The sequence below is a fragment of the Allobosea sp. NPDC055332 genome (assembly GCF_053645455.1).
The window spans coordinates 107289-128184 of record NZ_JBSHMO010000007.1 but is presented as its reverse complement, the minus strand read 5'-3'; the positions used below and the strand labels follow the sequence as shown (position 1 = coordinate 128184).

20 protein-coding genes are annotated in these 20896 nt (G+C 63.7%); 7 read left to right on the top strand and 13 right to left on the bottom strand.

Annotation, left to right across the window (positions count from 1 at the left end):
- Window positions 1-92 precede the first annotated feature (92 nt).
- From ACWIGM_RS30785 to ACWIGM_RS30755, 7 genes are all read right to left on the bottom strand, one after another.
- Window positions 93-1103, bottom strand: a complete 1011-nt coding sequence (locus ACWIGM_RS30785; RefSeq protein ID WP_454029793.1) for a Bug family tripartite tricarboxylate transporter substrate binding protein — start codon at window positions 1101-1103, stop codon at window positions 93-95.
- A 742-nt stretch (window positions 1104-1845) separates the two neighbouring features.
- Window positions 1846-2109 carry a hypothetical protein gene (locus ACWIGM_RS30780; RefSeq protein WP_454029792.1) on the bottom strand — a complete coding sequence of 88 codons (264 nt, stop codon included), beginning with the start codon at window positions 2107-2109 and terminating at the stop codon, window positions 1846-1848.
- A 10-nt stretch (window positions 2110-2119) separates the two neighbouring features.
- Entirely contained in the window at window positions 2120-2623 is a 504-nt protein-coding gene (locus ACWIGM_RS30775; RefSeq protein ID WP_454029791.1) for a CYTH domain-containing protein, read from the bottom strand.
- Window positions 2624-2671: 48 nt separating this feature from the next.
- Window positions 2672-3463, bottom strand: a complete 792-nt coding sequence (ppk2, locus tag ACWIGM_RS30770; RefSeq protein ID WP_454029790.1) for a polyphosphate kinase 2 — start codon at window positions 3461-3463, stop codon at window positions 2672-2674.
- A 14-nt stretch (window positions 3464-3477) separates the two neighbouring features.
- Entirely contained in the window at window positions 3478-3912 is a 435-nt protein-coding gene (locus tag ACWIGM_RS30765; protein WP_454029789.1) for a hypothetical protein, read from the bottom strand.
- Between the two features lie 137 nt (window positions 3913-4049).
- Window positions 4050-4631 carry a hypothetical protein gene (locus tag ACWIGM_RS30760; RefSeq protein WP_454029788.1) on the bottom strand — a complete coding sequence of 194 codons (582 nt, stop codon included), beginning with the start codon at window positions 4629-4631 and terminating at the stop codon, window positions 4050-4052.
- A gap of 73 nt (window positions 4632-4704) precedes the next feature.
- Window positions 4705-4944: a hypothetical protein gene (locus ACWIGM_RS30755; RefSeq protein ID WP_454029787.1), complete on the bottom strand. Its 240-nt coding sequence runs from the start codon at window positions 4942-4944 to the stop codon at window positions 4705-4707.
- 136 nt (window positions 4945-5080) lie between these two features.
- On the opposite strand from ACWIGM_RS30755, the gene ACWIGM_RS30750 reads away from it, so the two are divergent.
- The 4 genes from ACWIGM_RS30750 (at window position 5081) to ACWIGM_RS30735 (ending at window position 8999) form a co-directional block, all read left to right on the top strand.
- Window positions 5081-6898: an adenylate cyclase gene (locus ACWIGM_RS30750; protein ID WP_454029786.1), complete on the top strand. Its 1818-nt coding sequence runs from the start codon at window positions 5081-5083 to the stop codon at window positions 6896-6898.
- A gap of 156 nt (window positions 6899-7054) precedes the next feature.
- Window positions 7055-7630, top strand: coding sequence for a hypothetical protein (locus tag ACWIGM_RS30745; RefSeq protein ID WP_454029785.1), 576 nt, complete (start codon window positions 7055-7057; stop codon window positions 7628-7630).
- Window positions 7631-7684: 54 nt separating this feature from the next.
- Window positions 7685-8305 carry a response regulator transcription factor gene (locus ACWIGM_RS30740; RefSeq protein ID WP_454029784.1) on the top strand — a complete coding sequence of 207 codons (621 nt, stop codon included), beginning with the start codon at window positions 7685-7687 and terminating at the stop codon, window positions 8303-8305.
- Between the two features lie 40 nt (window positions 8306-8345).
- A complete protein-coding gene (locus tag ACWIGM_RS30735) occupies window positions 8346-8999 on the top strand; it encodes a hypothetical protein (RefSeq protein ID WP_454029783.1) in 654 nt (217 codons plus the stop codon).
- A 15-nt stretch (window positions 9000-9014) separates the two neighbouring features.
- On the opposite strand, the gene ACWIGM_RS30730 is transcribed toward ACWIGM_RS30735, so the two are convergent.
- From ACWIGM_RS30730 to ACWIGM_RS30705, 6 genes are all read right to left on the bottom strand, one after another.
- Window positions 9015-10685: a SulP family inorganic anion transporter gene (locus ACWIGM_RS30730; protein ID WP_454029782.1), complete on the bottom strand. Its 1671-nt coding sequence runs from the start codon at window positions 10683-10685 to the stop codon at window positions 9015-9017.
- An 80-nt stretch (window positions 10686-10765) separates the two neighbouring features.
- Window positions 10766-11056 (bottom strand): HdeA/HdeB family chaperone, encoded by a 291-nt coding sequence (locus ACWIGM_RS30725; RefSeq protein WP_454029781.1) that lies wholly within the window; start codon window positions 11054-11056, stop codon window positions 10766-10768.
- A 20-nt stretch (window positions 11057-11076) separates the two neighbouring features.
- Window positions 11077-11373, bottom strand: a complete 297-nt coding sequence (locus ACWIGM_RS30720; RefSeq protein ID WP_454029780.1) for an HdeA/HdeB family chaperone — start codon at window positions 11371-11373, stop codon at window positions 11077-11079.
- A gap of 32 nt (window positions 11374-11405) precedes the next feature.
- Window positions 11406-12368 carry a DUF2950 domain-containing protein gene (locus tag ACWIGM_RS30715; RefSeq protein WP_454029779.1) on the bottom strand — a complete coding sequence of 321 codons (963 nt, stop codon included), beginning with the start codon at window positions 12366-12368 and terminating at the stop codon, window positions 11406-11408.
- A gap of 48 nt (window positions 12369-12416) precedes the next feature.
- Window positions 12417-13955, bottom strand: coding sequence for a DUF3300 domain-containing protein (locus ACWIGM_RS30710; protein WP_454029778.1), 1539 nt, complete (start codon window positions 13953-13955; stop codon window positions 12417-12419).
- A 225-nt stretch (window positions 13956-14180) separates the two neighbouring features.
- Window positions 14181-14441: a hypothetical protein gene (locus tag ACWIGM_RS30705; protein ID WP_454029777.1), complete on the bottom strand. Its 261-nt coding sequence runs from the start codon at window positions 14439-14441 to the stop codon at window positions 14181-14183.
- 285 nt (window positions 14442-14726) lie between these two features.
- Here ACWIGM_RS30705 and ACWIGM_RS30700 point away from each other — a divergent pair, with 285 nt between their 5' ends.
- From ACWIGM_RS30700 to ACWIGM_RS30690, 3 genes are read left to right on the top strand one after another with little or no spacing between them, the layout of a single operon-like run.
- Window positions 14727-17489 carry a decarboxylase gene (locus ACWIGM_RS30700; RefSeq protein ID WP_454029776.1) on the top strand — a complete coding sequence of 921 codons (2763 nt, stop codon included), beginning with the start codon at window positions 14727-14729 and terminating at the stop codon, window positions 17487-17489.
- A gap of 39 nt (window positions 17490-17528) precedes the next feature.
- Window positions 17529-19220 carry an aspartate-alanine antiporter gene (gene aspT / locus ACWIGM_RS30695; protein ID WP_454029775.1) on the top strand — a complete coding sequence of 564 codons (1692 nt, stop codon included), beginning with the start codon at window positions 17529-17531 and terminating at the stop codon, window positions 19218-19220.
- Between the two features lie 49 nt (window positions 19221-19269).
- Window positions 19270-20895: a bifunctional aspartate transaminase/aspartate 4-decarboxylase gene (locus tag ACWIGM_RS30690; protein WP_454029774.1), complete on the top strand. Its 1626-nt coding sequence runs from the start codon at window positions 19270-19272 to the stop codon at window positions 20893-20895.
- Window position 20896 lies beyond the last annotated feature (1 nt).

Below are 20896 nucleotides of genomic sequence, written 5' to 3'. Positions count from 1 at the left end.
TCGCGCCGGTACCTTGAGGCTCTGTCGTGCGAAGGCCCGGCAACCTTCGGATGCCGGGCCTGGCAAAGCATGCCGTCGCCTGTTCGCGCGTCTCAGTTGACCGGTGGGATACCCGCAGCCTTCACCAGCTGGCCGATCTCGGCGACCTCGGCGCGCATGCGCTTGTCGAACTGGTCGCGATTCATCGGCATCGGCTCCAGGCCGACGGTCTGGAGCCGCTCCTGCACCGCCGGGAGCTGGAGCGCCTTGTTGGCTTCATCGTAGAGTTTGGCGACGATCTGCGGTGAGGTCTTGGCCGGCGCAAACAGTCCGATCCAGAACTCGTAGGTGGAATCCGGCAAGCCAGCCTCGGTCGTGGTCGGGACATCCGGAAGCGCTGCCGCCCGTTTGGAGGTGCTGACTGCGAGCGCCGTCAGCGACCTTTCCTTCAGATGCGGGATCGCGGCTGACAAGGGCAGGAAGTAGACGTCGATCTCACCGGCGAGCAGGCCGGTGACGGCATCGGCCGGGCCTCGGTAGGGGATGTGCTGCATGTCGATGCCGGCACCGGTCAGCAGCCGCAGCGCCGCGAGATGCGAGGTACTGCCACTGCCGGCCGAAGCATAGTTCAAGGCTCCGGGCTTGGCCTTTGCGGCCGCGACGAGGTCGGCGACGGTCCTGAAGCCCTTCTTCGGCGTCGTCACCAGCACGCTCGGCTGCACGCCGAAGGGAATGACCGGAACGAGATCGCCGAGCGTGTCGTAGGGCAGCTTCGAGTAGAGTGCGGGCGCGATGGCGATTGCGGAGGAGTGTACCAGGATCGTGTAGCCGTCCGGATCGGCCTTGGCGACGGTGGCTGCCCCGATCGTACCGCCCGCGCCGATCCGGTTCTCGACGACGACCGGTTTGCCGAGCTGCTTCGCCATCTGATCGAGCACGATGCGGCCGACGACGTCGATCGCGTTGCCCGCCGTCAGCGGTACGACTGCGGTGATCGGCCGCTCGGGCCAAGCCTGCGCGCCCGCTTCGACTGGCGCTGCGCAGAGGGCAAGCGCGCCGAGGGCCACCGACAGGGCCCGCCGGCGGGAGTGAAAAATCGTGTTCCGGAAACTGCGTTCGCGCATGGAGTGCTCCCCTGTTTCGAGATGATTGGCGTGCAGCCGATCGTTGCGGTGCGCGCGCGGCCGGGCTCCGGGCCTTCAGCCCAGAGATCGTCTTTGCGTCCAATAAGTGCTCTCAAAGCGATTCTACAATCGATTGCATGACGAATAATCGTCGTCAATGACATTCTCTGCGCTAGGTCGGCGATGCCGCATCTGCAGCGGTACAGGCCGTTTCTGATCTGGGGAATCGAGATAGCCAGTGTCTGACGCAGCTGTCGGACGAGCGATACGCTGCGCTTCGTTCGATCAGCTGCATCCATAGGGGTGGGAAGGTGAGGTGGATCCGGCAGCACTGACGAGCCTGCGTGCCGATGTGACGCATTTGGTCGATCAGCTTGCGCTACGCGACCGTTCTCTAACCGATCGTCGTTCCGCCGCGGCTGGCTTGGCAGAGAAGAGTCGGAAGCTTTGGGAACGATGGATCGCCAATTGCTCGCGCCAGATCGCTCGCAAAATCAAAGGCCTCGATCCGCCCTCGCCAAAGGCCTGCCGCTGACGGACGGTCGCCGTATCGGGCGATGCGAAAGCTGCGTGGTCCAGGTCGTCCAAGGGCGCTTCGCCCATCTCGTCCCATTCGACGGCCAGCCCGGCCAGGACCTGATCTGCCAGGCCGTCCCGCTGTCCGACCCTCGTCATCTGCACATGAGCGCGAGAACGCGCCATGGACGACTGCGCAGCAGCGACTGCCCCCGTTTGTCCAAACCTACTTCCGCAGGCACTCCACATTATAGGCGACAATAATTTCTTTCGGACCGATGTGGCCCACGAACTGGAGATCGTTCAGCGCACTTTTCAGCTTCGTGCCAGCCTCCTTCAAGCTGTCCTCCAGTTTCGATTTAGCAGACCGGCAGCGGTCCTCGCTGGAAAATTCCTGAAAGATGACGTTCGGCTGAAGCCGCCATTCAGCGCGGTCAGTCGTGGCGATAGGGCTGACAGAATAAGAAAAGACGTACATCAGTACCCACATCGGCGCCCTCCTATGGCAAGTAAGCGCAGGTTTGCGGTATTGACCGGGCGTCCGAGAAGCGCCGTTCGGCCAGAACGGTGTTTCTGTACTCGTGGCGTCCAGTGATTTCCTCCCCGACCCAGGCAGGGAGCTTCACGATTTGGTCGGGGCTCTCCAACTCGACTTCCGTGAAAACCAACCCGGAATTCACGCCCCGAAACTCGTCGATATTCCAGGTCAAGCCGTCAGCTTCAATGCTATAGCGCAGCTTCTCGATCATCCGGTTCACGCATAGCGTTCGCAGCATCGCTTCAGCGTCAGCCAAGGGCACTTCATACTCGAATTCCGATCTCACGTTTCCTTCGCGCGGGCCTTTGATCGCCAGCGACGCCCTGTCGGCCGAACATCGGACGCGAATGGTTGCCGCATATCCGGCCGGCGTGAAATATCCTTGGCGGAGCAAGCATCCGGGCTTGGCTGCTACGCGCCATTCCTGCCCGGTTACCAGAAATTTCCGCTCAATTTCGATCCCCATCGCCCGATCACCGACATCAGATGCCTCAACATGGCGCCCGACCTGGACCTATCCTGCCCGGGGTATCCAGTTCCGGGCGAAATCCGTCTCTTCATAGCCAGCGGGCTTTTGGCGTTTCGGCAGTTTGATCTTCTCCCGATGCGGTGCCTCATAGGGGACCGACGCCAGGATGTGCGAGATCACGTCGAGGCGTGCGGCGCGCTTGTCGTCGGAGTGGACGGCATACCATCGCGCCCAGGCGGTGTCGGTCTTCTGGAACATCTCGTCCCGTGCACGCGAGTAGTCGTACCAGCGCGAATAGGATTTCAGATCCATCGGCGAGAGCTTCCAGATCTTCCGCGGATCGGTGATCCGCTCCTGCATGCGCTTGGTCTGCTCCTTCTGGCCGACCTCAAGCCAGTATTTCAGCAGGATCGTGCCGGATTCGACGATCGCCTTTTCCACGCTCGGAACGACCTCGAGAAAACTCTTGGCCTGTTCTTCGCTGCAGAAGCCCATCACCCGCTCGACGCCAGCGCGATTGTACCAGCTGCGATCGAAGATCACGATCTCTCCGGCCGCCGGCAGATGCGGCAGATAGCGCTGGACATACATCTGCGATTTTTCGCGCTCGGTCGGCGGCGGCAGCGCCACCACCCGGAAGACCCGGGGGCTGACCCGTTCGGTCAGCGCCTTGATGACGCCCCCTTTTCCGGCGCCATCGCGCCCCTCGAAGACGATGCAGATCTTGGCGCCTGCGTGCTTCACCCATTCCTGGAGTTCCACCAGTTCGGCGTGCAGCTCCCGGAGTTTTCGTTCGTAGCGCTTACGGTTCAGTGGCTCGCCGACATGCGCTTCCATGGCACCCCCCGCCATCAAGACCAGCTCAGGAAGAACGCGACATCTCCCGGCAGGCCGCCCGGCCAGTCGATGATCATCGCGCGCAGTTTGTATTTTGCCGGCTGCAAATGCTCTTTCCAGAATTCATAGGCCTGCCGCGGCCTGCCCGTGAGGGTATCGGGCCAGCCCGGCTCGGCATTGTTGATCGCTCTGCCCTTGTCCGCGCAGAGCGCGCTCGGGAAGCGCATGACGAGGACTTCCTGCTCGCCGCGCTCGGCTGCCGCCCGCGTCTTCGTTGCGAGACTCTGCTTGATCTCGGCGATCTTGGCAGGTGTGACGGCGATTTCCTGCTGCAGGGAAGCGACGAGCTTCTTCCTCGCCTCCTCGGCCTTGTCCATGCTTGCCAGCATCTTGGACGCCTTGGCCATCTCCAGTTCGGTCATGTAGGAGCGGAGATCATCCGCCGACATGAAGCTCTCGTCGGCGAGGGTGCTCGCCTTGGCCGGATCGCTGACTGTCGACATGGCCCACGCCTCCTTCACTGTTCACGATCGCAATCGTCGGTTCGGCCGCCCGGCTGCGGCCTGGTGACCGGGCTCCGCACCTGTCAGTTGAGCACGATGTGGAAGGCCTCGGCGAAGGTGAGGTCGACCATGTCGCCGCGCCCGAAGGTCTGCAGTTCCGCCTTGACTGCGGGATCGACGACGGTAAGCGAGCGCGGGCCAAAGGGGCCGACATAGCTCACGACGCTGCTGACTGGGTCGAAGCGCTCGAACCGGGCCGTCAGGGTCGCCGCCCGCACGACGTATTTGTCGGGCAGATTCTGGAAGGGCGGGCCGCTCACCGCCTCCGTATAGGTGATGCCGGGTCGGTCGCCGCGCCGGCTGCGCCGGACATCCACGGCAGCCCCCTCGATCCGGCTGATCTCCACCATGTCCCCTGCACGAACCCGGCGCAGATCGCCGAAGACCGGCGGAACGCTGACCAGCCATTCGTGGCGTCCCTGCGCGACCACCACCGAGCGAGCTGCCCGATTGACCGACACCACCCTTACATTGAGGCGCTCGACCTCAACCGGGCCGACGCCGGCGACGACCACGGTCTCGCTGCTGACGAGCGGGTACGGCGCGCAGCCGGAAGCCGCCGTCATCACAGCCAGGGCGAAGATCCAGTTCACGTGTTTCGACATGGCGAGAATCTCCAATTCGCAAATCTCACGCAGAAAACGCTTCAGACCGGTGTCGAATTCCCAAGCTCAGAGACTATCGATCGTGGATCGTTTGCCGGATTTCAGCTTCAAGTCCGACGATGATGAGCCTGTATTCCGCGCAATGCGCCTCCTTTTCTGGCAGCGCCGAATTTTCCCAGCGCTCAAGCGCAAATTCTGCTTCGGCAAGGTCCCTGCACAAGGCGCGGAAATCCTCGTTCCGAAGCATCAATTCCTGGATCGACTTCTTGTGGTTCGGCAGAAGCCGAATGGCAGCCAGAATGCCTCGATCCATGGGAAGGCACCCCCTTCAAAGAGGCACAATTATGTGGCGTGGCGAGCTGGACGGGAGTAAATAACAGGATGTTACGCGCCGTTACCTTTCGAAAAGAAGGCTAATTACGTGGATTTTCGACCGGGGGGTCGGTTCCATGAGGCAGTTCAAGGCAGGGTTTAGCGTAAATGAAGTGCCCGGAAATTTGCCAGTGCTTAGGCCTAGCGAAGCAGATATTCGAGCTCAACTGGATCGTATTTTATGCAACGTCGAGTTCAGCGTACCTGAACGCTTGCGGCGGTTTTTGTCGTACGTGGTCGAACAGGCGCTCGCAGGCCATGCGGACCGCATTAAGGCCTACTCCATTGCGGTCGAGGTTTTTGGCAGGGGCATCAACTTCGACATTCAGAACGATCCCGTCGTGCGTATTGAAGCCGGCCGGCTGAGGCGCGCGCTGGAGCGCTACTATCTGTTGGCGGGCAGCCTCGATCCGGTCCTGATCGAGATTCCGAAGGGTGGCTACGTGCCCCGCTTCTGCCGGCAGATCGATCATCGGGACGATGCGGAGTTGCCGCCGCCGTCGAACCAGCTAGAGCCGGCTGCGCAATTCCTCGCCTCCGCCGTCGGCTGGCTGAAGCACCGTTGGCTCGTCGGCGCTGCAATCACGCTGATGATCGGCATGGGCTTGAACTTCGCCCGGACATCAGACCTGACGATTTTGCCGGCAGCTCGCAAGGAACGGGTAGCCGTGACCGGGCCGTCAATCATCGTCAGGCCCTTCATCAACCTCTCCGGTGATCCGGAAGGGGATGTCTATGCGGCCGGCCTTTCCGAAGAGATCCTCGCGCAGCTGGCTCGCTTCAAGGAGTTGACTGTTTTCGGGCGCGAGACCTCCGGCGCGGTGCCTGCGGGTGTGTCCGCGCCGGAGATCCAGCGCAGGTTCGGCAACCGCTTCACCCTGGAAGGCAGTGTCCGCGTTTCCGACGGCAGGCTTAGAATCACGACCCGCGTCCTGGACGGTGAGACCGCAACAGTCATCTGGTCCGATGCCTATGATGCCGATCCGCGGACCAGCAGCAGCGTCGATATCGAAATGAACGTGGCCTCCAAGGTCGCCACCGCCATCGCGCAGCCCTACGGTATCCTCTTCAAACAGGCGGTTTCCTCGCGCGAAAGCCGCCTGCCGGGCTTCGAAGCCTACCAATGCTCGCTCCGCTTCTATCGCTATCGCAACACACTGGACCCACGCGAACATCTGCCGACGCGCGAGTGCCTCGAGCGGATGACTGCGCTCTATCCCGATTATGCCACGGGCTGGGCGATGCTATCCTACCTATATCTCGACGAGGATCGCTTCGAGCTGAACCGACGCCCTGGCTCGCCCGCGCCGGTCGAGCGGGCCCGTGAGGCGGCGCAGCACGCCATACGCCTGGAGCCCCAGAACGTCCGCGCTTTGCAGGCGCTGATGACGGTCCTGTTTTTCCTCAAGGAACCCGCCGCGGCGCTTCGTATCGGCAATCAGGCGCTTGCGATCAATCCGAACGATACCGAACTGCTCGGCGAATTCGGTAGCCGCGTCGCCCAGGCCGGAGAGTGGCAACGCGGCGCCGCACTGCTTGCGGAGGCCATGGCGCGCAATCCCGGCCACGCCGACTACTATGTCGGGATTCTGGCCTTCGCAGCCTATATGCAGAATGACGACAAGCAGGCGGCCGACCTGATCCGCCGGGCCGATCTGCGGCGCTTTCCCATTTACTATCTGGTCGCCGCGCTGATTTTTGCCCGTGCCGGGCTGAACAATGAGGCAGAGGAGAACCGCATGCGGTTTCTCAAGCTGCGCCCGACCTTCTTCGATAACTTCGAGGGCGAGCTCGACAAGCGCAACTTCAACCCGAGGGACCGCGCCATTCTGGTCAGAGCCGCCATCCTCGCCGGCTTTCCGGTCAAGCCGCGCATTGCCGATGTCAAAAAATAGCCCGCGGCAGTGGCCTCCAGCTTGTCATTGGGACCGAGCTTCGGCCGCGTAGCGTACCGTAAGATACTACCTGCAAGGGGCGATGCGGCTTTGATTGCTGCCGAACGCACCAGTCGGGGGAACGGCCGGTCATGTGTGATCGGATGCGGCGCGACGATGTTTAACGGAAGCCCGACGCGCATTGAGGAGATGCTCGCCGATGCGGGTGCATCGCAAGCGGGCGATGCCGCAGCCGGCGCGGAGGGGGCCATGATCGCACGACTTCGCCGAGCGGCGCTGTACCTGCTTCCCATCGCCATGCTTGCGCCAATGCCTGATGCCCTGTCGCAGACACGCGATCTTCAGGGAGCCTGGCTCGACGGTGACCTCGCCTGCGCCAGCGTTTTCGCCTCCACACGCAATGGCATCGGCTTCAAGCGGCCCGCGAATGCCTTCATCCCGGCCTTCATCATCACCGGCCGGCGACTGTCGACCTCGCTCGCGACTTGCCGGATTGTCAAGGTCCTGGCGACCAGCGACCGGCAGACCTTGACCCTGCACTGCACGACCTCGATCACCAGCGACACCGCCCGGGCCATTCTCGCGCCGGCGCCGGATGGCGGCCTTCATCGCTACTTCGCTTCCGACGGCAGCATCGCTGCGACGTACAAGCGCTGTACTCTGCAGGATCTGACCACCGCCGACCGTAGCAGGGGCACGGATCAGCAGATCTCGCTTGGGCGCGCGCCATGATGGCGACGGCAGTTTGGCGCTCTGCAACCAGCACGAGGAATAAGGGGGGATGTGATGGCCCTTGTACATCTCGTCGACAATGATGCGGCCTTCCAGGCGAGCATCGGCCCGGTTCTTGAGGCGTCGGGATATCGGATCCAGGCTTATCGCAGCGCAGATGAGATTCTGAGCCATCTTCCCGACAGCAGCATAGAGAGCTGCATCGTCATCGACGTGCAGATCCCGGGTGTTGGCGGTCCCGGTCTCCGTGATCGCCTGATCGCGGCCGGCTCGAGCCTGCCGGTGATCTTCCTGGCGGGCGACAGCGATATCCGCACGACCGTCCGGGCGATCCGGGCCGGTGCCGAAGACTTCCTGCCGAAGCCGGTGGAGCGTGACGAGTTCATCGAGGCTATCGACCGGGTCATCACGCGCCACCGCCTCGTCAGCGAGCAGGAATGCTGGGCCAGGCAGCGTCTCGCGCGGCTGAGCCAGCTGACGCCGCGGGAACGCGAGGTCTTCGAACTCGTGGTCCGCGGCAAGATGAACAAGCAAATCGCCTTCGAGCTCGGCACGACCGAGCGGACCGTGAAGGCCCATCGCCACAAGGTGATGGAGAAGATGGAGGTCCGTTCCGTGGCCGAGCTGGTGTCCTGTGCCGAACGGCTCGGCTTGCTGCGAACCATGGGCGCCTGACGCAGGAGCCCGCGGGCGGTGGAGCTGACAGGAGCGCGCCGTGTCGTTTCAGAGCGCACCCGCTGGACTGAAGACGCCGCGAGCCGCCGCGGTAGCCGGAATCCTGTTTTCAGTCCTGCTGCTGACGTCGATCTTTCTGATCCTGCAGACCTTGCGGGTACATCCGCGCGATCCTGGCGACTGGCTCAGAGCGCAGGCTTGGAAAGTCGCGCTGGCATTGAATCTGATCCCCTTCGCCGGCGTCGCCTTTCTGTGGTTCATGGGGGTGCTGCGCGACAAGCTGGGCGCGCAGGAGCACAAGCTGTTCGCCACGGTCTTTCTCGGCAGTGGGCTTCTCTTCGTCGCACTGATCTTCACCGCAGCCTCAGCCATCGGGGCGATCCTGGTCGCCCATTCGGCGCTGCCTCGCGAGCTCACCGGCTCTGTGACCTTCATCTGGGCGCGGTCATTCGCCTATAACCTCGCCAGCATCTATGCGCTGAAAATGGCCGGGGTTTTCCTGCTGACGGCCTCGACGATCCTGTTGCGCACCGGGATCACCGCGCGCTGGACGGCGTTGGCCGGATACGTCGCTGCGGCCTTCATCCTGTTCGGCAGCCACGTCGTGGACTGGAGTTTCCTGATTTTTCCGCTGTGGGCGCTGATCGTGAGCGCTGATATTCTCGTCAGTGAGCGAGACGCGCAGGTGGATTGAGCCGCGCTGAAATCGTCAAGGCACCCTGACCTCGAATGCGCGGCAGGCGTCCTCCAGATCCTCGAAGACCATGTCGGCCCGCCGCGGTTCGAGCGCGCCGGCGCGCGCGAGAATATTGCGAGGATCGGCATGGAGCTCGGCGAAGCTCAACAACAGGCCCTTCTCGGCCAGGGCGCGGTTCAATTCCCGGAGCATCACGGCGCCGGTGGAGTCGATCCTCGCGATCGCACTCGCATCGAGCACGAGCCATTTCGTGCCCGGAGGCGCTTGATCCGCGATGCTCTGGATCCGCGACCTGACATAGTCGGCGTTGAAGAAGAGTACGCTCCCCTGAACCATGTAGAGGACCAGGCCCGGTATCGGGCGGGCATCCTTCGACCGGTGCAGCTTGTAGAAGCCGCTTCGGCCGGGAATTCGCCCTAGCATGGCTTCGCGAGGGCGCATTTCGTTCAGCAGGACATAGAGCAAGGTGCCGGCGATCGCGATGACGACACCGCTGAGCACGCCGAGGCTGATCGCCCCCCACATGCTGATGATCGCGAAGACGAATTCCATGCGGCTGATGCGCCAGGTTTCGCGCAGCCCTTGGATGTCGATCAGGCTGAGTGCAGCAAAGGCCAGGATCGCCCCCAGAGCAGGGGTCGGCAGCAGGCGCAGCGCGTTGCCGAGATAGAGCAGCAGTATCGTCAGTGCGGCGGCGGCGACCAACGCCGAGAGTTGCGAGCGGCCTCCTGCGGACATGTTGATGGCGGTGCGTGAATCGGTGACCGTCACGGGAAAGCCGCTGAACAGGCCGGACAGGACATTCGCCGCTCCGATGCCGTCGAGCTCCCGGTTCGCGTTGACGTGGAACCGGTCGCGGGCGCCAAAGCTGCGCGCTGCGACGAGGCCGGAGCTGACGCCGACCAGCCAGATCGCTCCAGCCCCGAGGAGAAGCTCCTTGAACGGCAGTTGCGAGAAATCGGGGAAGCTCAGGCTCGGGAGCGTTTCCGGTAGGCTGCCGATGACCTTCATCCCCCGGCCTTCGAGGTCGAACAGAGCCGATGCCAGCCCTGCGACCGCGACCACCACCAGGGGACCGGGGATCGGCGAGCGCAGCTGCGCCAGCACTGCGAGAAGCACGACCATGGCTACGGCGAAACCAACGGAGAGCCAGTGGATCTGCGCCGCCTTGCGGATAATCTCCAGTATCGGCGGCAGCAGGCCGTCGGATTCGATCCGCACGCCAGTGAAGCGTCCGATCTGCCCGACCAGAATCGAGATCGAAATGCCGCTGATGAAGCCGATCAGGATGGGGCGCGACAGGAATGCCGCAACGACGCCGAGGCTGAGCTTGCTGGCGACAAGGCAAAACAGGCCGACGAGCAGCGCCAGCGCTGCCGCCGCACCGACGCGCTCGGCTGAATCGTGCAGCGGTAGGCTCGCCAGCGCCGCGGCAAGGACGGTCATGGTCGCGGCGTCCGGGCCGACGATCAGTTTGCGCGACGGGCCGAGCAAAGCGTAGCCGACGAGCGGCAGGATGCTCGCATAGAGACCGGTTTCGGCCGGAAGTCCCGCGATCGCCGGATAGGCGACGGCGCTGGGAATGGCCACCGCGGCGACGGCGAGGCCGGCGGTGATGTCGAACCGCAGCCATCTCCGCTGATAGCCCGCCAGTCCGGCGAGGATCGGAATGCCACCAATCACCGGAGCCTCCAATGAAGGAGCACGATACGTGCACGCCGCCGTTTGCGGTGCGTGGCCGCTTTACGACTGGCGCGCGGGTGCTAGCGGGCGTTCTTCTCGACCGCCGTCATCAAGGTCTCGTTCCGGTGGGATTTGCAGTAGCTCGTTATCTTCTTCACGTTCCGCTCGATATAGCGGAAGTCGACCATGTTGATATCCTTCGACGCGCTGAAGTAACCGCTCATCCAGGCTCCGAGGAGCTCGGCCTGGTCGCGACTGGCGGTGGTGTACTGCTTGCAGGTCACGACGCTCATATCGAAGATGACCTGAGCACTCGCGGGCAGGCTGAGGCCGACAACCAGGGCGGCTGCCGTGAGAGGCGTCTTGAGCATGGCCGGTCTCCTCATCGCGTTCAGGGCAGGGATTTTTCGATCGCGGACATCAGCGTCGCGCCCGAATTGAAGTTGCAGTACCGTTCCACCGCGGCGACGTTCTGCGGATGTGCCGTCAGATCGACCTTGTTGAAGCCGCGCTTCTGATTAGCCCAGCCGCTCATCCAGGCCGTCACGACCTTTGCCGTGCTGGGCGGGAGCTTGCGGTAATCGCCGCATGTCATCTTGGACATGTCGACCATGACCTGCGCCTCGACGACGCTCGCTCCGCAGCAGAGAGCAATTGCCAGAGCCAGAGATGCCATTTTCATCTTCATTCTCCTGCGCTGATGACTGGATGAGTTGAGAATTAGGGGCGATTGCCCGTCGTGCCGGCGCTGCTCGGCTTGAGGTCGTCCGGCGAGATCTTGTCCCAGCCCTTGCCGGGGTCGAAGCGGGTCATGCGCGCTGCCGTGTATCCGGTGCTCATGCCGAGATCCTTCTGGTAGATCGTGCCGGCGTGGCTGGTGATGAAGCTCATCACCCCGGACCTGCCGTATTCGGCCGGATAGGCAAGCAGCGCGAAGCCGCCGATCATCTTGCCGCCGACGACGTAGTCGATTGCGCCGCCGGGGGCCGCACTCCCCTGGCGCTTGAGAATCTTGTAGAAATAGCCGTGGAAGGGCTGAGGCCGCTGGCTCACCCGATAGCCTTCGGTGGCAGCATCTGCCGCGAGCCTGCCGAGCGGGCTTTCCTCCTCGCCGGGAGCCGTTTCCCAGTACAGGCCGTCCTTCGCCTTTTCGCTGCTGACGATCCGTTGCGCATAGGTACCGGTGCCTTGGCCGCGGTCCTTCGCGGCATAGTCCTGTTGGGCGTCGATGAGGGCGAGGGAGGTCTGGATCGCGTTGAGCTCGTTTCGGCCGATCCGTCGCAGCCTGACCTCGCGGTATCCCGCCTGCGTGTCGAACTTCCAGTGGCCGAAGGCGCGCACCAGCGGGATCGCGAACGGGAAATCGTCCTGGCCGATGAGGAGCGTCGCGGAATTGCCCTGTTGGTTGATCGCGTGGCGGCTGTCATAGGCCGAGGCGAAGCGCTGGCGGTCTGCGGCGTCCGCCACATGGTCACCGGAGGACACGATCTTCGGGCCACTGGCTCCGAGAATCGAATACAGGCGCCGCAGATTGCTGTCGCGTGCGGCGGCGACCAGAGCGGAGGCTGCGTCCTCGGGCGTCTTGAAGAGCTCCTGCGCCTCGGCGGTCGCGATCGAGGCGAGAAGGCTCACCAGCGTCGAGCATAAGAGGCGCTTGGCGGAGCGGGCTGCAAACCTCGGCATGTGATCGCCTCCGTCCTTCGTTCATGAGTCCGTCCCGGCAGCCTGCGATCAGTGCGATGTCGTCGCGGCTGGCAGAGGGGCGCCTGACGCCCGCCATGTCTCGAATGTCTGAAACCGCACTCCGATCCGGCGATAGTCGACGCGCAGATAGCCGTCCGCCCCGCGCCACACCGCTTGCGGCACCACGCTTTGGACCTCCTGGGCGATGACGCCGACATAGATCCTGTCGGAACCGTGATAGGCGAAGCGATACAGGCCGATCCCGTTCGCAAACCGGCCGAGCAGCTCGATATCGGTTTTCAGCGCGAGGTCGGACCGGCGGCCTCCGCCCCGTGCCCCGCCGCCCGCTCTTGCGCCGCCTCCCATGCGCGCTCCACCGCCCATATGTCCTCCGCCCATGCGGGCTCCGCCGCCACTGAAGCCTCCGCGCCCGCCCGATGGCCTGGGGCCGGCCATGCCGCGGGCGGCGCCGGAATTGGCGTAGCTCGCCCGCCCGCGCTGCGATTGCAGGTTCGCGGCGCGGCCGGACTGAACATTGCCGAAGGCGCCGTCACGCCTGGGCTGGGCGGGGCGCGCGGTGGCCGGGCGTTGCGCAGGCCGCCCCGCTGCGCCGCCGCCAGGACGGGATTGGCCGGGACCGGCGCGGTCGCCGCCTCGCCGGTCGCCGACATTGGCGCCGCCGCCCGGGCGCCCGCCGGCATCGGCACGCCCGCCTGCCCGTTGTTCCGGGCGCGGGCCGGACCGGATGTCGCTCGGGCCGCGGTCACCACCGCCGGGCCGCAGGACCTGGTCGCCGCCACGGCCTCGGAAGTCCATCCGCCCCTCGCTGCCCGCGCGGATGTTGTTGTTGCCGAAGCGCTGCTGGACGGCGTTGTTGCGATATTGGACGCCATGGCGATGCTGCGGATTATGCTGCCAATGCGTCACCCGGTTGCGGTCGATATTGATGTTGTTGTTGTTCCAGTTGATGTTTCCGCCCCAGTAGTTGCCGTTCGAGGCCCAGCGGCCCAAGCCGTAGGCGGCGCCGAAGGCAAGTCCCGTCGCGATCACACCGGCGGCAATGTAGCCGGGGGCAGGAAAGTAATAGGGTTGCGTGTCGACATAGGGCCATGTGCCGTAGACGACGGCCGGATCGTATTGGGGCACATAGATCGTCTCGGATGATGTCGGCTCGATCGCGATGACCTGTCTGTCGTTCTCCTGGCGGACCACCACCGTCTGCTGCGAGCCGGAAGATAGTTTCTTGCCTTCGTGCGCGCGGACGCGCAGGCGCTGGATGCCGTCCATCAGATCAGCCTGCTGGGCCAGGACTGCGTCGCCGAGCTTCTGGGTCCAGTCGAGATTCCTGCTCAGCCTTTCGAGCACCTCGGGGGTCGCGACGAGCGCCTTGACGCTGGTGTCCCATGGTTGCTGCTCGGCCGCGGCGGTGAGCTGATCCCCCTTGAGCTGTTTGTTGGCGGCAACCCAGCGCTCGGCCTGCACCACTTCGAGTGGGTAGGTCGAGGCCATCAGGATCTGGGCCACCAGCACGTCGGGATAGAGCGCGATCGGAGCGACGAGAGCGTCAAGCTGGGCCTTGCTCAACACCTGCTCGCTCGGCACGGCGGTTGCCGTGGCTGCAGTCGCGGGAGCGGGCTGAGGCGCTTGTGCTTGGGCAAGCGCGCGAGGGCTCAATCCGGTCGCGACGAGACAAGCCAGAGCTATGCGAAGGTACATCGCGTCTCTCCGTCGGATACATACAGAGCGTCGAGAATGGGCGGGCAGAAAGCAATTAAATAGAATCCGACAGTATTAGATCAAATCCTCTTTGTTTCACCGCCTTGGTGCACCGGCGCCCGAGGCGCGCGCTCGCTCAGCCTCCTGCAGCCGACGGAACGCATCGATATTATCTTTGCCCGCGGCCATCGCGTCATTCATCTTGCCGTTGTGCATCATCGTGTAGTCTTCCAGCAGAGTATCCATGGCGCAACCGGCAGTTCTATTGCAGGCTGAGGCTGATTGGAGGCTGATCAAGCCAGCCACGACGTTCAAGCCAACGAAAAAAGCTGATCCGAGAACGATGCTTTTGATCATGACTTGGACCCCCTGGAACAAGGTCAACTCGACAGGGTAAGCGGCGGCGACATCCGGAAGGCCCGCTAGGGCTTTGCTGCCGGAGTCATTGCTGTCGAAACTAGGGGGTAATACTAACCAATCCGGCGCAACGAGAACCTGTACCTAAGGACAATACGCCGGCGGCGGTTCTTATGTTGAGTTTTCCTGAGAATTAACTGCGTGAGGCGGCCCAGGTGTTGGGGCCGCTCTCTCGACGCGATGCGCAGTGGCTCGCAATTTTGCCGGTCAAGGAAAGGGCTCGAAATGGCCTCCACCCTCGAGGACGCGCGCTCCATCGATCACTTCTTCTCTGCCCCTTCGGGCCGCACCGACCGCTGGCGCGATCTGCACGCGATCGCGCGGTCGTGGGCGAAGGGCGCCCAGCCGAAGCAAGCCGTGGCGGCAGCGCTGGACGAGCTCGGCGCGATCGAGGAGTTCCACGCTTTTCCCGGCGGCGACCTGATCGCTGCGCTGCGCGAGCGGCTGAAGAACGAGGACGCAAACGGCTTTCTCGCGCTCGCCAAGCGGATATCGCTGGCGATCATCACCGGCAACTACAAGCATGACTCCAAGGAGTGGCAGGCGATCGACCTGTCTCTCGCCGAGCCGGTCGATGTGCTGCCGGCGACGCTGGGGGAAGGCGCCACCCACCGTCCCTATTTCGAGATGCTGACCGTGACGCCGGCTCCGGCCGCGCGCTGGCCGAGCATGGCCGCTGAATTTCGCCGGCTGCGGCGCGTCGAGGATGCTTTCGTCTATGAGGCGATTCTGGTCGGCAGCCTCGAGGACGCGATCTGCGCGGCCGTGCTGAACCCGGACATTGCCGCTGTCGCAATCTATGAAGGCTTTGCCCTGCGCTCGCGCCATGATGCGCCCGTGCTGCGGAGCGTGCTCGCGGCGCAGCAGCCGCTGCTCGACAAGGTCGACGAAGCCGATCTGGCCCTGCGGCTGGCAGCAGGTCTGAAGGCGATCCGGCCGGAACTCGATATCTACCTGCTCTCGGACCGGCGCGTCGAGAAGCTCGCCGGTGATCCGCGAGCCGCGATGATCCGTCGCGTGATGTACCAGATCGAGGAGCCGCTCGAGCTGCACCTCTCGGTGCTGGAAGGCATCAAGGCCCGCTTCGAGACGCCGTTCTTCGACAATCTGAAACTCTATGCGCAAAGGCCGATCGGCACTTTCCACGCGCTGCCGATCGCGCGCGGCAAATCGGTGTTCCGCTCGCCATGGATCCGCGACATGGGGCAGTTCTACGGCATCAACCTCTTCCTGGCGGAAAGCAGCGCCACCACGGGCGGCCTCGACAGCCTTCTGGAGCCGACCGGCAACATCAAGCGGGCGCAGGATATGGCGGCGCGTGCCTTTGGCGCCGAGCACGTGTTCTTCGTCACCAATGGCACCAGCACCTCGAACAAGATGGTGCTGCAGGCGCTGATCGCGCCCGGCGACATCGTGATCCTCGACCGCAACTGCCACAAATCGCACCATTACGGGCTGGTGCTGAGCGGGGCTCAGCCCTTCTACGTCGAGGCTTTCCCGATGGTGGAATTCTCGATGTACGGCGCCGTGCCGCTGCGCACGATCAAGAAGGCTCTGCTCGACCTCGAGGCCGAAGGCCGGCTCGACCGGGTCAAGATGGTCGACCTGACCAACTGCACTTTCGATGGCCACATCTACAACACCCGGCGCGTGATGGAGGAATGCCTCGCCATCAAGCCCGACCTGATCTTCCTCTGGGACGAGGCCTGGTTCGGCTTCGCACGCTGGTCGCCCTTCCTGCGGCCTCGCACCGCGATGGGCGCGGCCGCCGATATCGAGGCCTGGATCCGGGATCCCGCTTCGGTCGTCCAATACGAGCGGCAGCGCAAGGAACTCGGCGGCAAGCCGTCGATCGACAAGTTGCTGGACACCCGCCTCGTGCCCGATCCGCGCGCGGTGCGCTTGCGCGTCTACCAGACCAACTCCACCCACAAGTCGATGTCGGCGATCCGGCAGGGCTCGATGGTCCTGGTCAAGGATGTCGACTTTCACAAGATCGAGGCGCAGTTCCACGAGGCGGTGTTCACCCATGCCTCGACGAGCCCGAACCAGCAACTTATCGCCAGCCTCGATGTCGCCCGGCGCCAGATGGAGCTTGAGGGCTATGGCCTGGTCATGAACGCGATCGAGGTGGCGCTCGACATCCGGCGCGAGGTTGCGACCCACCCGCTGATCTCGAAATATTTCCGGATCGTCGGCGCCGACGGGATGGTGCCGAAGGACTATCGCAGCAGCGGCTTCGTCGACTTCCTCGCGCCCGACACACGCTGGGACGATCAATTGCGCAGCATGCGGGAGGACGAGTTCTGCCTCGATCCGACCCGCATGACCCTGGTCTGCGGCACCGCCGGGTTCGATGGTACGAGCTTCAAGGGGTTGCTCGCTGCCCAATACAACATCCAGGTCAACAAGACCTCGCGAAACTCGGTCCTGCTGCAGTCGAACATCAACAACACGCGCAGCGACGTCGCCCTGCTGATCAGCGTCCTGCTCAAGATCAGCAATGAGATCGAGGCGAGGCTGCAGCGCGGCGGGGAGGCCGAGCAGAAGGCGTTCGCGGCTCGCGTGCACGCCCTGATGAACGAAGTGCCGGATCTGCCGGACTTCAGTCACTTCCACGATGCCTTCCGCGCCGATGCCGGCGAGACGACGCCTGAAGGCGATATCCGAAGCGCCTTCTTCGCCGCCTATGCCGAGGAGCAGTGCGAATATCTGCGCATCGACAGCCCGGACTGCGACCGCCGGATCGACAAGGGGCCGGCGCTGATCTCGGCGAACTTCGTGATCCCCTATCCACCCGGCTTCCCGATCCTGGTGCCGGGGCAGGTGGTTACACACGAAACGATCACCTTCATGCGCAAACTCGATGTGAAGGAGATCCACGGCTACGAGAAGGCAAAAGGTCTCAAGTTGCTGAAGCCGGATGCGCTGCTCAGCAAGAAAAGCCGCGTTACCGGCAACGGCCGAAAGAAATCGCAGGCGGCATAGTCAGCGCGTAGGCCCTGAACACTAAAATGAGGGATCGTCATGTTCGACTGGCTCGTCAGCACGCTGCGCACTTACCCTGAGATTGCGCTCTTCCTCTCGCTCGCCATCGGCTATTACGTCGGCGGCTTCGCCTATAAGGGCTTCAGCCTCGGCGCGGTGACCTCGACGCTCATCGCCGCGGTTATCATTGGTCAGCTCGGCATCACGATCTCCGGGAACGTCAAGTCGACCTTCTTCCTGATGTTCCTGTTCGCGGTCGGCTATGGCGTCGGACCGCAATTCGTCCGCGGCATCGCCAAGGACGGCGCCCCCCAGGCGGTGTTCGCGGTTCTCGTGACTGTGTTCTGCCTTGCGATTCCCGTCATCATCGCAAAATTCGCGGGCTATCATCCAGGCTATGCCGCCGGCCTCTATGCCGGCACGCAGACGATCTCTGCCTCGATGGGTCTGGCGACCGACGCGATCAATCGCCTGGGGCTCTCTGCCGAACAGACCAAGGAATATCTCGACGCCATGCCGGTCGCCTATGCGGTGACCTACATCTTCGGCACCGTCGGCTCTGCCATGGTACTGGCGCTGTTGGGGCCGAAACTCCTTGGCATCGATCTCGTCCAAGCCTGCAAGGACTATGAGGCGAGGCTCGGCGGCGGCAAGGAGATCGGCGGGCCGGGCTCCGCCTGGCGCCGCTTCGAGCTGCGCGCCTTCCGTCTTCGCTCCGGTGCGAAGGTCGCCGGTATGCGCGCCGCAGAAGCTGAGGCCCTGGTGCCCGACGCCCGCGTCTTCGTCGAGCGCATCCGCCGCAACGGCGCGATCGAAGACGCCACCGCCGACACGGTCCTGCAGGAAGGGGATGTCATCGCACTGGCGGGGCCGCGCGAGACCCTCGTCAACCTGATCGGCCAGAACGCCGACGAGGTCGAGGATCCCGAGTTGCTCGATCTGAAGGCCGAGGGCATCGACATCTACGTGACCAGCAAGGACGTCGATGGCAAGACGCTGACCGAGCTGTCGCATTTGCCGACGGCGCGCGGCGTCTTCCTCCGCAAGATCGTCCGTGGTGCGACCGCGGTCAGCATCCCGATCCTGCCGGAGACGGTGATTCACCGCGGCGACATTCTCACCGTCGTCGGCCGCACCCAGGACATAGCCGCGGTCTCCAAGGCTCTTGGGCATGCCGATCGCCCGAGCGATGTGGCGGATGTGGCCTTCATCGGCGGCGCCATCGTGCTCGGCGCCCTGATCGGCGCTATCGTCTTCAAGGTGTCGGGCGTTCCCCTGACGCTGTCGACGGCCGGCGGGGCGCTGATCTCCGGCCTGGTCTTCGGCTGGCTGCGCTCGGTGCGCCCATTCTTCGGCCGCATCCCGAGCTCGACCGTCTGGTTCATGAATTCGGTCGGCCTCAACATGTTCATCGCGGTCGTCGGCATCTCGGCCGGTCCGGGCTTCGTCAAAGGCCTGCAGACCCAGGGCGTCGGCCTCTTCCTCTGGGGCGCGGTCGCCACGACGATCCCGCTGATCCTGGCGATGTTCGCCGGCAAGTACATCTTCCGTTTCGACCCGGCGATCCTGCTCGGCGCCTGCGCCGGCGCCCGCACGACGACGGCTGCACTCGGCATGGTCTGCGAGACCGCCAAGAGCCAGGTTCCGGCCCTCGGCTACACCGTGACCTATGCTGTCGGAAACACGCTGCTCACGATCTGGGGCATGGTGATCATCATGCTCATGACCTAGTCGAGCACGTCATAACTCTTTGAAACAACAAATATTTCGGAGACATGTCATGGACCCCGTCACCCTGCGCAGCTTCGAGAAACTCAGCCCCTTCGAGATCAAGGACGAGCTGATCCGCCTCGCCAAGCTGACTGCCCAGAATTCCTCTATCGCGATGCTCAATGCCGGACGCGGCAATCCGAACTGGGTGGCAATGACGCCGCGCGAAGGCTTCTTCCTGCTCGGCCAGTTCGCGATCACCGAAAGCCGGCGCACGATGAGCAAGCCCGCTGGAATTGGCGGCATGCCAAAGGCCGACGGCATCGCCGCGCGGCTCGACGATTGGCTCGCGGATCACAAGGACGCGCCCGGCGCCAGCTTCCTCAAGGACATGGTCGCCTTCGCGGTCAAGAAGTTCGACTTCAAGCCCGATGCGTTCGTCCATGAACTCGTCGACTCGATCATCGGCGACAATTATCCGGTGCCGGACCGCATGCTCGTCCACAATGAGCGCGTCGTGCACGAATACCTGATGTGGGCGATGTGCGGCGAGCCGCGCCCTTCCGGCCAGTTCGATCTCTACGCCGTCGAGGGCGGCACGGCGGCGATGTGCTACCTCTTCAAGTCGCTGAAGGCCAACCGCCTGCTCAACGCCGGCGACACGATCGCGCTGGCGACGCCGATTTTCACCCCCTATCTCGAAATGCCCCATCTCGAGGATTACGGCCTCGAGGTGATCTCGGTCGCGGCGCCGCAGGAAAACCGCTTCCAGTTCACCGATGCCGAGCTGAAGAAGCTCGAGGACCCGAAGGTGAAGGCCTTCTTCGTGGTGAACCCGGGCAATCCTTATGCGGTCGCGCTCAGCGAGGAGACCATCGGCAAGATCGTCAAGTTGGTCCAGACCAAGCGCCCCGATCTCTTGATCCTGACCGACGACGTCTACGGCACTTTCGTCCCGGGCTTCCGCAGCCTGCTCGGTGCCCTGCCGCGCAACACCATCGGCGTTTATTCATATTCGAAGTATTTCGGCTGCACCGGCTGGCGGCTCGGCGTCATCGCGATCCATCGCGAGAACATCTTCGACAAAGTCATTGCCAACCACCCGGAGAAGACGCTGTCAATACTCGACAAGCGCTATGGGCCACTGACGCTCAAGCCGCGCGAGATGAAGCTGATCGACCGTATCGTCGCCGACAGCCGCGACATCGCGCTCAACCACACCGCCGGGCTGTCGCTGCCCCAGCAGGTGATGATGTCGCTGTTCTCGCTGTCCGAACTGATGGACGAGGCCAAGCTCTATCAGAAGACCTGCATGGGCATCGTAAGGGCAAGGGCGGAGCGGATGATCGAGGGGCTCGGCATCGAGGTACCCGAGAACATGCTGCACGACCGCTATTACGGTCTCGTCGATTTCGAGTTCTGGGCCAACAAATATGTCGGCCCGGAAGTCGTCGCGTATATGAAGAAGAACGTCCATCCGCTCGACATCGTCTTCCGCCTGGCGGAGGACCACGGCATCGTCCTGCTCAACGGCGGCGGCTTCCATGCGCCGGACTGGTCGGTCCGCGTCTCCTTCGCCAATCTCGATGACGAGGTCTATGGCCAGATCGGCCGGGCGACGCGCGCAGTTGCGCGCGGCTATCGCCAGGCTTTCGAGGCCTACAAGCAGGCCCTGTCGGAGAAGGCCAAGGCCTGAG